At 65.0% G+C, this 12653-nt stretch carries 10 protein-coding genes; 5 read left to right on the top strand and 5 right to left on the bottom strand.

Going from position 1 to position 12653, the window contains the following annotated elements:
- Positions 1–345: 345 nt before the first annotated feature.
- From BraRD5C2_RS22825 to BraRD5C2_RS22835, 3 genes are all read left to right on the top strand, one after another.
- Complete coding sequence (locus BraRD5C2_RS22825) at positions 346–669, top strand: hypothetical protein (RefSeq protein ID WP_223971655.1); 324 nt, start codon at positions 346–348, stop codon at positions 667–669.
- Positions 670–853: 184 nt separating this feature from the next.
- Positions 854–2350: an NAD-dependent succinate-semialdehyde dehydrogenase gene (locus BraRD5C2_RS22830; protein ID WP_223971657.1), complete on the top strand. Its 1497-nt coding sequence runs from the start codon at positions 854–856 to the stop codon at positions 2348–2350.
- 630 nt (positions 2351–2980) lie between these two features.
- A complete protein-coding gene (locus BraRD5C2_RS22835) occupies positions 2981–5029 on the top strand; it encodes a TonB-dependent receptor (protein ID WP_223971660.1) in 2049 nt (682 codons plus the stop codon).
- A gap of 75 nt (positions 5030–5104) precedes the next feature.
- On the opposite strand, the gene BraRD5C2_RS22840 is transcribed toward BraRD5C2_RS22835, so the two are convergent.
- On the bottom strand, positions 5105–6004 hold the full coding sequence (locus tag BraRD5C2_RS22840; protein ID WP_223971663.1) for an amino acid ABC transporter substrate-binding protein: 900 nt from the start codon (positions 6002–6004) through the stop codon (positions 5105–5107).
- A 138-nt stretch (positions 6005–6142) separates the two neighbouring features.
- Between BraRD5C2_RS22840 and BraRD5C2_RS22845 the strand changes: the two genes are divergently transcribed.
- Positions 6143–6844 carry a GntR family transcriptional regulator gene (locus BraRD5C2_RS22845; RefSeq protein ID WP_223971666.1) on the top strand — a complete coding sequence of 234 codons (702 nt, stop codon included), beginning with the start codon at positions 6143–6145 and terminating at the stop codon, positions 6842–6844.
- Positions 6845–6902: 58 nt separating this feature from the next.
- The gene (locus BraRD5C2_RS22850; RefSeq protein ID WP_223971668.1) at positions 6903–8270 is read left to right on the top strand and encodes an NAD(P)/FAD-dependent oxidoreductase; all 1368 of its coding nucleotides are present in this window, start codon (positions 6903–6905) and stop codon (positions 8268–8270) included.
- A gap of 99 nt (positions 8271–8369) precedes the next feature.
- On the opposite strand, the gene BraRD5C2_RS22855 is transcribed toward BraRD5C2_RS22850, so the two are convergent.
- The 4 genes from BraRD5C2_RS22855 to BraRD5C2_RS22870 all read right to left on the bottom strand — a co-directional run bounded on the left by BraRD5C2_RS22855 (position 8370) and on the right by BraRD5C2_RS22870 (position 12578).
- Entirely contained in the window at positions 8370–9404 is a 1035-nt protein-coding gene (locus BraRD5C2_RS22855; protein ID WP_223971670.1) for a homoserine O-acetyltransferase family protein, read from the bottom strand.
- Between the two features lie 94 nt (positions 9405–9498).
- On the bottom strand, positions 9499–10305 hold the full coding sequence (locus tag BraRD5C2_RS22860; RefSeq protein ID WP_223971671.1) for a crotonase/enoyl-CoA hydratase family protein: 807 nt from the start codon (positions 10303–10305) through the stop codon (positions 9499–9501).
- A gap of 47 nt (positions 10306–10352) precedes the next feature.
- Positions 10353–11393, bottom strand: coding sequence for a zinc-dependent alcohol dehydrogenase (locus tag BraRD5C2_RS22865; protein WP_223971673.1), 1041 nt, complete (start codon positions 11391–11393; stop codon positions 10353–10355).
- A gap of 270 nt (positions 11394–11663) precedes the next feature.
- Positions 11664–12578, bottom strand: a complete 915-nt coding sequence (locus tag BraRD5C2_RS22870; RefSeq protein ID WP_223971675.1) for a phosphoribosylaminoimidazolesuccinocarboxamide synthase — start codon at positions 12576–12578, stop codon at positions 11664–11666.
- Positions 12579–12653 lie beyond the last annotated feature (75 nt).

A 12653-nucleotide genomic window follows, 5' to 3' on the forward strand; every position in this document is an offset into this window, starting at 1 on the left:
TGGGGGCTTCCTCCGGTGGGTTTATTGTTTTGAAGTGCGGGGATCATCCTCCCGCTTTTCCGCTCCCGCAAGGCGGGCGCGATGCGATGATGTCGCGATGTCGTGACAGCCGGGCCATTAGGAACGGCCGTGCTCAACAGATGTTCACCACGCGCGCAGATTTTGCGGTGGACTCCGCACAAGTCCCGGTGACCTCCGGCGACGGCCACGGTAACGTGATCAAGGAATGATTTTCGCACCTGATTATTTGCATTAACGCATTCAGATCGCTGCACAAACGGTGCGGCGAATTGGGATGGATTTGACGAAAAGATTCGTCATTTCGCGCCTTGCGGGGACGCAGCAATGATTTCGACATGGAGTGAATGGAAGCGCTATCCGCGGCTGGGCCGCGGCGAAAATATCGAGGCGCCAATCAGCCCAGGTCTTTATGAGGTTCGCTACGCGGGTACCGGCGCCCTGCACTCGTTTGAGGCCGTCGACAATGTCGCCCAGGCGCTGGCGCTGCTGCAGACCGGCGCCAAGTCCTGGTTCGGCCGCCGCGACGCGCGGGCGCAGGCCGACCTCGAATACCGGACCTGCGCGACCTCGACCAAGGCAGATGCCAAGGCCGCGGCCGAACGCATGATCGGTCGCCGCGAAACCTACATGTCGGGCGGCGCGATCTGACGAGATTCCCCGGTGCGCAATTGAGCACCTGAGGTTCGGTGCTGCGCTTCGTCCTGGAACAGCAGCTCGCAACGGCGCCGCGTTTGCGTCCAAGCAGGGTCGCGCTGGCCGCCAGTGCATCGCCGCGGCTTTCCGCCTATATAGGCGGCGAATACCCCTCCAAAGAAATTCCAGGAGTAACGCCATGACCCCGCCCGTTGCCGCACGCGCCACGCAATCCGCAGCCACCTCCCTGCAAAGCCGCCTGAAGGATCCGTCGTTGCTGCGCGACCGCTGCTACATCGACGGCGCCTGGGTCGGCACGCCGGAATTCGCCGTCAACAATCCGGCGACCGGCGTCGAGCTGATCAGGATTCCGCAACTGGGTGCCGATGATACGACCAGGGCTGTCGAGGCCGCCCAGCGCGCGTTTCCGGCCTGGGCCAAGCTGACCGCCAAGCAGCGCTCCAATATCCTACGCAAATGGTTCGACCTGATCATCGCCAACCGCGAGGATCTCGCGCTGATCCTGACCTCCGAGCAGGGCAAGCCGCTGGCGGAAGCGCTCGGCGAAGTCGATATCGGCGCGGCCTATGTCGAGTTCTTCGCGGAGGAAGCGCGCCGCGTCTATGGCGAGACGATTCCGACCCAGCGCCCGGATGCCCGTTTGCTCGCGATCCGGCAGCCGATCGGCGTCTGCGGCGCGATCACGCCGTGGAATTTCCCGAACTCGATGATCACGCGAAAAGTGTCGCCGGCGCTGGCCGCGGGCTGCACCGTCGTGCTGAAGCCCGCCAACGAGACGCCGCTGTCTGCGCTCGCGCTGGCGGTGCTGGCCGAAAAGGCCGGCGTGCCGAAGGGCGTGCTCAACATCATCACCGGTGATGCGCCGCCGATCGGCAAGGTCTTGTGCGAACATCCGGCGGTGCGGTTCGTCGGCTTTACCGGTTCGACCAATGTCGGAAAGATCCTGTACCGGCAAGCATCGGTCGGAGTGAAGAAGCTCGGCCTCGAGCTCGGTGGCAACGCGCCCTTCGTGGTGTTCGACGATGCCGACATCGACGCCGCGGTCGAAGGCGCCATCGTTTCGAAGTATCGCAACATGGGCCAGACCTGCGTCTGCGCCAATCGTCTCTACGCGCAGGACAAGATCTACGACCAGTTCGTCGAGAAGCTGTCGAAGAAGGTCGCCGAGATGAAGATCGGCGACGGCACCGAGCAAGGCGTGACCCAGGGACCGCTGATCAACATGAAGGCGATCGAGAAGGTCGAGCGGCACATTGCCGACGCGGTGAAGGGCGGCGCCAAGGTCGTGACCGGCGGCAAGCGCTCGGCGCTCGGCCGCAGCTTCTTCGAGCCGACCGTGCTGTCGGACGTGCGGCCCGATGCGCTGGTTGCACAGGAGGAAACCTTCGGCCCGCTCGCGCCGGTGATCCGCTTCAAGGACGAGGCCGACGTGATCGCGATGTGCAACGCCTCGCCGTTCGGCCTCGCCTCCTACTTCTATTCGCGTGACATCGGCCGCGTCTGGCGCGTCGCCGAAGCACTGGAGTCGGGCATGGTCGGCGTCAACTCCGGCCTGATCACCACCGAGGTCGCGCCGTTCGGCGGCGTCAAGGAAAGTGGCCTCGGCCGCGAAGGCTCGCGCCACGGCATGGATGAGTATGTCGAGATCAAATACGTGATGATGGCCGGCGTCTGATCGCGGAGCCGCGTCCCTTCGCCGTTGCGGGCGAAGGGACGCATGCCGGCGAACCCATCGATCGTGCTTGTCGATCGCTCCGTCTGCCAGCGTGCGACAATTCACCGCGTCCGCCGAAATGATGGCGCTCCGATCGCGACGGCGATCGCATCAAGAATCTTTCTAATCTCGAAGCGAGCTTTCAGAATCTAGCTGCGTACGCGCGATGCCGCGCAACGGAAGCAAATTCGAATCATCGAATCTGCCGCGTCGATATCGCTTCGCGCAGCAGGCTTCATCCCGTGTCCTAGATACGTTCTAGTTGGCGTCACTGCGCGTGATGCTTATGCCCCGGTGGTCGCGCTCGAACTCTGACGATGTTCGAGCCGAAACCAAGAACAAGAATCCGGGGACCTTATGCTCGTCACTTCAAACGTTCCGTGCGCATTCCGAGTCGTGTGCGCGTCTCTTCTCCTGACCACGGTCCCTTCGCTCGCGCAGTCGCCGGAGCAACCACCCGCAAGCAGTGCCGCGCCGCTTCCGCCGGTCGTCGTGGCCGCGCCACAGCATCGCGCCACGCCGGTCCGGAGGCCGTCATCGTCACGGTCGACGCGCTCGTCGGCATCGCATCAGGCGAGCAGGCGTGAGCATGTGCAGACACCCGCGGCCACGCCCACCGCCGGTGCGCGGCAAGCGGCGTTGCCCGTGCCCTATATCGGCGGCCAGGTCGCGCGCGGCGGGCAACTCGGCCTGCTCGGCAACAAGGACTATATGGATACGCCATATAGCCTGACGAGCTACACCGAGAAGACGATCCGCGATCAGCAGGCAACCAGCGTTGCCGAAGTGCTGACGAATTCCGATCCGTCGGTGCGCGCCGCGATCGGCAGCAGCAACCGCTACGACGCGCTCACCATCCGCGGCTTCCGGGTCGAGAACAGCGAAATCGCGTTGAATGGGCTCTACGGCCTCGTTCCGGCCTATCGCATCAACCCGGCTCCCATCGAGCGCATTGAGCTGCTCAAGGGGCCGGGTGCCTTCCTCAACGGTATGGCCCCGCAAGGCAGCATCGGCGGTACGGTCAATGTCGTGACCAAGCGGGCGGCGGAGGACCTCACGCGCCTCACCGCGGGCTACATTTCCGATGGACGTTTCGGAACGGAGCTCGACCTCGCCCGCCGCTATGGCGAACAGAAGGAGTGGGGCGTTCGCTTCAACGGCGGGATCGACGGCGGCAACACCTCGATCGATCGGCAGTCCACGCGCAACGGCGTGGGCTCGCTCGGTGTCGACTATCATGGCGAACGCTTTCGCTGGTCCGCGGACATCATCTCCCAGGACGATTGGATGAAGGCGGCCCAGCGTGGCTACACGCCGGTGCCCGGCATTGCCATGCCGAAGGCCCCCGATCCGCGCATCAATCTCGCGCAGCCGTTTGACCGTGCGCGGTCGCAGAGCCTGACCGGCTTGACCAGGGCCGAATACGATCTGAGCAACAGCGTCACCGTGTTCGGCGCGATCGGCGCCAACCAGTTCCGCTACGACAAGCAGGAAGATCCGGGCGCGACGATTCTCAATACCGCGGGCGATGCCCGGGGCACGTCCCGATTCCAGACCGGCAAGTCGGACGGCGTCTCCGGCGAGGCGGGCGTCCGTGCGCGTTTCGACACGGGACCCGTCGGCCATGAGGTCGTGGTCAGCGGCAGCGCGCTCGACCGGACCGATTGGCTCGGGCAGACCAACTACGCGACTTACCTCACCAACATCTACCGGCCGACTTTGCTGGCGACCGCCGGCACCCCGGTATCGACGTTCCCGGAGGGCAAGTCGGGATTCCTCGGGCTGCGCAGTGTCGGCGTTGCCGATACCATCACGACAATGGGGGGCATGCTCCAGGTGATCGTGGGTGCGCGCCAACAGCAGGTGATCGCGAGCAGCTTCGATCCCGTCAGCGGCCTGGAGACCACGCACTACGACGCAAGCGCAACGTCGCCTTCGATCGCGCTGGTGGTGAGGCCAGTCAAACAGCTCTCGCTCTATGCCAACTACATCGAAGGCCTGACGCCGGGGCCGACGCCGCCTTCCGGCGCGGTGAATACCAATGCGGTGTTCGCGCCCTTCAAGACCCGGCAGGTCGAAGTCGGCACAAAGCTCGATCTCGGAGGCTTCGGCGCGAGCCTCTCGGCGTTCCAGATCAGCCTGCCGAGCGGTGTGATCGATCCCATCACCAAGATCTACAGCCTCGATGGCGAACAGAGAAGCCGCGGCGTTGAGCTCAATACATTTGGCGAGGTCGCGCCCGGCGTCCGCGTGCTCGGCGGCGTGACCTGGCTCGATGCCCGGCTCACCCAGACGCAAGGCCATCTCTACGACGGCAATCGCGCGATCGGCGCGCCTGACCTGCAGGGCAATCTCGGCGTCGAGTGGGATACGCCCTTCGTGCCCGGCCTCACCGCGACGGCGCGAGCCATCTACACCAGCCGGGCCTATGTCAGCGCCGACAACATCCAGAGCGTCCCCGCCTGGGCGACCTTCGACATCGGTGCGCGTTACGCGACGACCCTCGCGGGGCGCCCGACCACGTTCAGGGCGTCACTGACCAATCTGTTCGACAAGCACTATTGGATCGGCAATCCGACCGGCTATGTGATCAGCGGCATGCCGCGGACGTTGTGGCTGTCGATGACGGTCGATTTCTAAACGTCGCAAAGGCCATCGCGCGCCACTAGCCGGTGCGCGACGGCCGTTCCGTTGTCGCGATCCGGCGATTGCCGGTCACACGCCCTTGTCGTTCGGATTGGCCACCGCGTCCTTCAGTGGCGCCGTCATCGGGAAATTCAGGTTCACGTTTTTCGGCGGGATCGGCCGCGTGAACCATTTGGCGTAGAGCTCCTGGAATTCATTGCTCTTCATCATTGCGACCAGCGTCCGGTCGACCAGCGCCTTGAATTCCGGATCGCCCTTGCGGATGATCAGCCCATAAGGCTCGGTACGGAGGCTGTCGTCGATGATGCGCCAGTCCGCGGGATTGGTGCTGCCCGCGATCAGGCTCGCGAGCAGAATATCATCCATGACGAAGGCGTCGCTGCGCCCGGTGGTCAGCGCCAGGAACGACGCGGCGTGGTCCGGGGTGAGGATATTCTTGGTCTGAAAGTTTTTCGCCTGGGCGCGCGCGCTCAGGAGTCCGATTGAGGTCGAGCCCGAGGTCAGCGAGACCGGCCTGCCGCCGAGATCCTCGAAGGTCTTGATCGGCGCATCCTTCTGCACCACCGCGCGGATGCTCGACACGAAGATCGTGGTGCTGAAGGCGACGACCTTCTGCCGTTCCAGCGTGTTGGTCGCGGGACCGCAGACAATGTCGATGGTGCCGTTCTCGATCAGCGGTATCTGGGTGGAGAGCTGGATCGGCTGCAGTTTGGTCTGCAGCGCCGGCAGCTTGAGCTCGTCCTTCACCGCATCGACGATCCGCGCGCAGAGGTCCATCGCGAAGCCGACCGGCTTCTGGTTGTCGTCGAGATAGGAGAACGGGACCGAGACATCGCGGTGTCCGAACCGGATTTCGCCAATGTCGCGGATCTTGGCCAGCGTGCCGCCGGGCGATTGGGCCTGCGCCGGCGCCGCTACCGTCGCCCCAAGAAAGGCTAGGTAAATCAATCGCTTGAGTGCTCTATTCATCAGATGCTCGCAACGCCGGCAGAAGTGGATACGATAGGTCAAGATTTTATACACAGGATTGCATAATTAGCAATCCGATTTTATACAATCATGGCCAAGTCGGATACCATGGCTTGGCGCCAGCGAGAGAGATGCCGGATGGAACCTGCAGCCGCCGCAACCCATCGAGGGGCCGGACCTCACGGTTCCGCGCCGGACGCCGTGCGCGAGGCATTGCGGGCCGCGATCAGCTCCGGCGAGCTCGCGCCCGGACTGCAGCTCCGCCAGGACGAACTCGCTGCGCGGTTCGGCACCAGCCGCATCCCGGTGCGCGAGGCGCTGCGCCAGCTCGAGGCCGAAGGCTTCGTCACGTTCCTGCCCAACCGCGGAGCGGTGGTTTCGGACCTGTCGATCGACGAGGTGATCGAGCTGCTCGAGATCCGCATCGCACTCGAATGCCACGCGCTGCGCTTGGCGATCCCCGCGATGGGCGAGATAGATCTCGAGGCGGCAACGAAGATCCTCCGTGCCTACGATGCCGAACCCGATCCGGTGCAATGGGGCGCCTTCAACTGGAAATTCCACGCCACGCTCTACGCGCCGTGCAACCGACCGCGCCTGCTCGGCATGATCGAGGCGAATTACGGCCACGTCGGCCGCTTCACGCGGGCGCTGGTGTCGCAGGCGACCGGCAAGGAGCGTCCGCAGCGCGAGCACTACCGGCTGCTCGAATTCTGCCGCGACGGCGAGGTCAAGAAGGCCGTCCGCCTGCTGCGCGATCACATCGAGGAGACGCAGAAGACGCTGCGCTCGGCGCAACGCCAGGCGGTGCGCGATGCGGGCCCGGAACGTCCCGCCTGATTGCCATGAGACAGTTTGAATCATCGCAGGCCACGTCGCTGGCCGCAGGAGAATATGCGTGAAGACCAATGACGTCGAAATCCTGGTGATCGGTGCGGGCATCGTCGGCATCGCCACAGCCTATTACCTCGCCGTCCAGCACAAGCGGTCGCGTCTGCTGATCGTCGACGAAGGCCAGCCGATGGCGCTGACCTCGGCGCAATCAGGCGAGAACTACCGCAATTGGTGGCCGCATCCGACGATGGCGGACTTCACCAATCACTCTACCGACCTGATGGAAGAGATCGCGCACCGCAGCGACAACCGCATCCACATGACGCGACGCGGATATCTTCTGGTCACGCGCGAGGAGAAGCCTGAGGAACTACTGCATCAGCTCTACGCCGGCTACGGCGAGCAGGCTGCAAAACTGATCCGCCTGCATGAAGGAGCGAGCCGCGGCTACCTGCCGCCGCATTCGGCGGACTGGCAGAGCGCACCCGACGGCGTTGACGTCCTGCTCGGCCGCGATCTTATTCAGGAGCATTACCCGACCTTCGACAAGGAGGTCGCAACCGCGCTGCATATCCGCCGGGCCGGCGACATCAGCGGCCAGCAGCTCGGCCAGTACATGCTGGAGACCATGCGCCCGCTCGGCGCGCAGTTTCAGCAGGCGAAGGTGGTCGGCATCGCAAAGACCGATCGCTTCGCCGTCGACGTGCTGGCCGATGGCGCGAGGCAGACAATTACGGCCGACATCATCGTCAATGCCGCGGGCCCGTTCGCCGCGGATGTCGCGGCGATGCATGGCGAGCAGCTTCCGATCGTCAATGTGATGCAGCAGAAGATCGCGTTCGCCGATCGCAACCGCGCGGTCGATCGCAAGATGCCGTTCGCGATTGATCTCGACGGCCAGACGCTGGCGTGGTCCGATGACGAGCGCGAGGCGCTGTCGGCGGCGCCGGAATTCGCGCAACTGCTGGCGCCGATGCCGGGTAGCATCCATTGCCGGCCCGATGGCGGCGATCATGGCGAGTGGATCAAGCTCGGCTGGGCCTTCAACACCGAGCAGACCACGGCGCCGGTGCGCGAGCCGGAACTCAACCCTTACTTCCCCGAGGTGGTGCTGCGTGCGGCGAGCCGGCTGCAGCCACGGCTCGCGCAATATCTTGGCGCCTTGCCGCGCGACCGGGTGCATTACGGCGGCTACTATCCGATGACGAAAGAGAACTGGCCGTTGATTGGGGCCGCGAAAACATCAGGCGTCTTCCTTGCCACCGCGCTGTCGGGCTACGGCACGATGGGTGCCTGCGCCACCGGCGACCTCTGCGCCCGCGCCGTCGTCGGCGCGCCCACACCCGGATTCGCCCGCAGCCTCTCGCTCGCGCGCTATCAGGACAAGGCGCTGATGGATGAGCTCGCGGCGAGCGCCAGCGGCTTGCTCTAGAGTATTTTCGGTTCTGATTGAATCAGAACCGAAGCTCTAGATTCTTGTTTTGACGCGTTTTCTTCACGCGAACCGGCGTCCACTTCGCTCGAAAACGCTCTAGCCGAGGCTGTCCATGAACGCGCGCAACCGCGGCGCCCATTTGTGCGCGTCGCGGCCCGACGCGGAGTGGCCGTAGTCGCTGTCGAGCAGGAAATAATCGGCGTCGACGCCGGCGGCTTTCAGCGCCGGCATCACCTGGGGCGCGAGCTCCGGCGGGAACAGTCTGTCGGTCCGTGACAGGACATAGAGCACCTTGGCCTTGATCCGTCCGAACTGCGCCGTGACGTCGAAGCCGCGCAGCGCCCTGGCCAACGTCAACAGCGAATTGGCGTCAAACCCCCTGGCCCATTCCGCCGCCTCGGCGCGGATCGCGGCCTCGATGTCAGCGGGGTCGGTCAGCGTGTCACGCAGCCGCGTTTCGATGCCGTAGGTCTTCAGCGTCGCGGTGCGGATCTGGATCATGCTTTCGAGCACGCCGCCGTGATCGTAATAGTCGCCGCCGTTCCAGTTCGGATCCTGCGACAGCGCCGCCATCAGGCGCGCGACATTGCCCTCGGCGCGCCCGCGCGGCACCAGCGGCGCGGTGACGACAGCGGCGATGCCGCGCATCGCGTCCGGATAGTTCACCGCCCATTGCAGTGCCTGGAAACCGCCATAGGACGGACCGACGATCGCGACGAGCTTGTCGATGCCGAGTTCATCGAGCATCGCGCGCTGGGTGGCGACGATGTCGCCGACGGTGATGTCAGGGAAGCGCGGCCCGTAACGCCGGCCGGTCCGCGGATCGATGCTCGCCGGATTGGTCGAGCCGTAGGACGAGCCCAGCATGTTCGGGCAGATTGCGAAGTAGCGGTTGGTGTCCACCGCCTTGCCGGGGCCGACGATCTCGTTCCAGCTGCCTTCGCCGGTCGATCCGCCGGGATCGATCATCTGCGGCCCGCTGGTGTTGCCGTGGGTGATCAGCACAACATTGTCGCGGTTGGGCGCCAGCGTACCGACGGTGCGGTACGCGATGGTGACTTCGCCCAGCACGCTGCCGTTCTCCAGGCGGAAATCGGATGTGGTGAAATGCTTCAGCTCGGTTGCGGGCATCATGGGTTTCCGGATGGCTGGGTCAGCTCAGCACGTTCGCGACAGGAACGCAAAGCCATGCGCCTACGCACCGCGATGGTGCAATTCGCAGACGTCAACCATTCCCGACCTCATTGCCGAAGGCGCCGTGACGGCCGATGCCCGAAGCAAAGCGCGTCGCACCCGCCAGCGTTTCGCCCGACCCGATCACCTCGAGCCCGCCGCGCATCTCGTTCTTGATCGCTTCTTCTTCCTCCAGATCCCACTGCCGCAACGCCGACAGCCGGTCGGCGCGCATGCAGTTCTGCGGGAATTTCGCGATGTCCTTGGCGAGCGCGATGGCGTGCGCGCGCGTCTCGCCCTTGGGCACCAAGCGGTTCGCCAGCCCCATGCGAAGCGCCTCGGGCCCTGCCACCGGGCGTCCGGTGAGGATCAGATCGATCGCCTGCGAATGGCCGATCAGGCGCGGCAGGCGGATGGTGCCGAGGTCGATCAGCGGCACACCGAAGCGACGGCAGAACACGCCGAAGGTCGCGTCCTCGGCGACGACGCGCATGTCGGCCCACAGCGCAAGCTCCATGCCGCCGGCGACCGCAAAGCCCTCGATCGCGGCGATCACCGGTTTCGACAGCCGCAGCCGGCTGGGCCCCATCGGCGCGATGGTGTTGTGGCCGCCGACCTCGCGCTTCTTCTCGGGATCGCCTGATGCCACCGCTTTCAGGTCGGCGCCGGCGCAGAAATATCCGCCGGTGCCGGTGAACACTGCGACCGACGCGCTTGCGTCGGCGTCGAAGGCCAGGAACGCGTCATACAATTTGCGCGCGGTGGCGCCGTCGACGGCATTGCGGTTATGCGGACGATTGATGGAGATGATGGTGACGGGACCATCGCGCTCGACGAGCACGGTATCGGCATCGGACATGGGTCGCTCCCTGAGTTTGTGGGTTGGAGCCAACCTAACGGTCCCCGTCAGGCAATGCCATCACGAACGAAGGCGACGCGGATGGTCGGGTCCCCGATCGCCTCGCGCGCATCCTCGAAACGAACGCAGCGGGTGATCACCTCTTCGGGGTGGTAATGTCCTGCCGCCACATGCGCGACGCAGTTTGGCAGTTCGGCGCGAACATTGACGCGGCTGACCTTCAACGTGATCCCAACGCCGTACATATGCCGCAGCGGCACCGGCGTCGTCTCGGCAAAGTCGCCATACATGCGCTGGCAGATGCCGTTGGGTTCCGTCGCGCGGAATGCCAGCAGGATGCTGGCGTCGGTCGCGGCCGCATCCATCACAATCGGAAACAGGCCGGGCGGCTCCATCGACAGGCCGCTTGGGGCTTCGATGATGTCGGCGCCGAGCGACTTCGCCTTGGCGAGGCGCGGCGCGTGGTCGTCGAGATAGACGACACGTCCCGCACCACGCGCCACCGCCGCCTGCACCGCGAACAGCGCGAGCGACTGCGCGAAACCGCCGATCACAAGCACATCGGCGCCGGGCCGTTGCGCGAGCCAGCGCGCCACCGCGCTGAACCCGTCGGTCGCTCCATCCGCAAGTCCTGCCGTCTGCGACAGGGCATGGCCGTTCGGCTGGCGGATCAGCATGTGATCGGCAAACGGCACGCGGATCAGGTCGGACAGGCCGCCGCCATATTCCACGCCGCAGACAGGCTTCAACCCGTAGGACGAGCGAAACGGCACCGCCGTGCAGGCATTGGTGTGGCCGCGCCGGCAGCGGTCGCAGGCCCCGCAACTGATCTGGAACGGAACGATGACGAGATCGCCGGGCGCGAAATTCCTCACCGCGCCGCCGATGTCGACGATGCGGCCCGCTGTCTCATGTCCGAGCGCAAATGGACCTGCGAGACCTGATCGGCCATGCACGATCGTAAAGTCGAGATCGCAGCGCGTCACCGCGAGCGGCTGCACCAGCGCGTCGCGGTCATCCTGGAGCCTCGGCTCGGGAACGTCCCACCATTCGACCTCGTTGTCGCCGATATAAGTCAATTGCCGCATCGTGCACTCTCCGCTTTGAGCTGAGAGTGCAGGGAGGCTGACGCGACGACAAAAGGTTTGTCTTCAACAGGGGTGAATTGGATTCACCTGGCCTAACGGGATTGCACGATCAGTCGATGCAGCCGCAACGCCCCTCTCCCCGTCATCCTGAGGTGCGAACGGAGCGCGCCTCGAAGGATGCCGGCCACCAGCCGGGCCGTCGACCCTTCGAGGCTCGCTTCCGCGAGCACCTCAGGGTGACGGTGATAGATCGGGGCGTGAGGACAGCAGCTAGACCGTCAGCTCGCTGCCCGTCACGCGGCGGTACGCCTCGAGGTACCGCTTGCTGGTCGCGTCCACCACGCTGGCGGGCAGCGGCGGGGGCGGGGCGTCGCCGTTCCAGCGGCCGGCGTGGCGTTCGACGTCGAGATAGTCGCGCAGCGGCTGCTTGTCGAAGCTCGGCTGCGGCTGGCCGGGCTTGTAGGCATCGACCGCCCAGAAGCGCGACGAATCCGGCGTCATCACCTCGTCAATCAGGATGATGCCGCCGTCTCTGTCGCGGCCGAATTCGAACTTGGTGTCGGCGATGATGATGCCGCGGGCGCGGCTGGTCTGTTCGCCATAGCCGTAGACGTCGCGCGCCATCTTCTCCAGCGTCGCGGCAACGTCGTCGCCCAGGATCTCGCGCACCCGCTTAACCGTGATGTTCTCGTCGTGGCCGGCCTCGGCCTTGGTCGCCGGGCTGAAGATCGCAGGCTCGAGCTTCTGGCTCTCCACCAGGCCCGCCGCCAGCTTCTCACCGGCGAGCGTGCCTTCAGCCGCGTATTCCTTCCAGGCCGATCCGGAGATGTAGCCGCGGATCACGCATTCGATCGGAAACACGGTGGTGCGCTTGCACAGCATCGCGCGGCCGAGAATGTCTGCACGATGGTTCTTCAGTTCAGGGACCGCGCGGATGATCTCGTCGGCATCGGCGCTGATCATGTGATGCGGCACAGTGCCTTCGAGCTGCCGGAACCACCAGGCGCTGATCTGGGTCAGCACCGCGCCCTTCATCGGAATGGTTTCGGCCATCACCACGTCGAACGCCGAGATGCGGTCGGTGGTGAGCAGCAGCACGCGATCGTCGCCGACGGCGTAGATATCGCGCACTTTGCCGCGGCCGATCCGGGGCAGGGGCAAATCGCTGGATAGCATCGCGGTCATTGGCGTGATCTTTCCGGGCTCGGGTCTCAACGCGGTGTTCAAAGACGTGCGCCCGCACGAGGCGTGCGGGCGCCG

Source organism: Bradyrhizobium sp. RD5-C2, assembly GCF_019972155.1.
Taxonomy (GTDB): Bacteria; Pseudomonadota; Alphaproteobacteria; order Rhizobiales; family Xanthobacteraceae; genus Bradyrhizobium.

What these genes read in the sequence shown, in the direction of transcription:
- BraRD5C2_RS22825 (WP_223971655.1), top strand. Translation starts at nt 346, where the DNA reads ATGATTTCGACATGGAGTGAATGGAAGCGCTATCCGCGGCTGGGCCGC.
- BraRD5C2_RS22830 (WP_223971657.1), top strand. Translation starts at nt 854, where the DNA reads ATGACCCCGCCCGTTGCCGCACGCGCCACGCAATCCGCAGCCACCTCC.
- BraRD5C2_RS22840 (WP_223971663.1), bottom strand. Translation starts at nt 6,004, where the DNA reads ATGAATAGAGCACTCAAGCGATTGATTTACCTAGCCTTTCTTGGGGCG.
- BraRD5C2_RS22845 (WP_223971666.1), top strand. Translation starts at nt 6,143, where the DNA reads ATGGAACCTGCAGCCGCCGCAACCCATCGAGGGGCCGGACCTCACGGT.
- BraRD5C2_RS22855 (WP_223971670.1), bottom strand. Translation starts at nt 9,404, where the DNA reads ATGCCCGCAACCGAGCTGAAGCATTTCACCACATCCGATTTCCGCCTG.
- BraRD5C2_RS22860 (WP_223971671.1), bottom strand. Translation starts at nt 10,305, where the DNA reads ATGTCCGATGCCGATACCGTGCTCGTCGAGCGCGATGGTCCCGTCACC.
- BraRD5C2_RS22865 (WP_223971673.1), bottom strand. Translation starts at nt 11,393, where the DNA reads ATGCGGCAATTGACTTATATCGGCGACAACGAGGTCGAATGGTGGGAC.
- BraRD5C2_RS22870 (WP_223971675.1), bottom strand. Translation starts at nt 12,578, where the DNA reads ATGACCGCGATGCTATCCAGCGATTTGCCCCTGCCCCGGATCGGCCGC.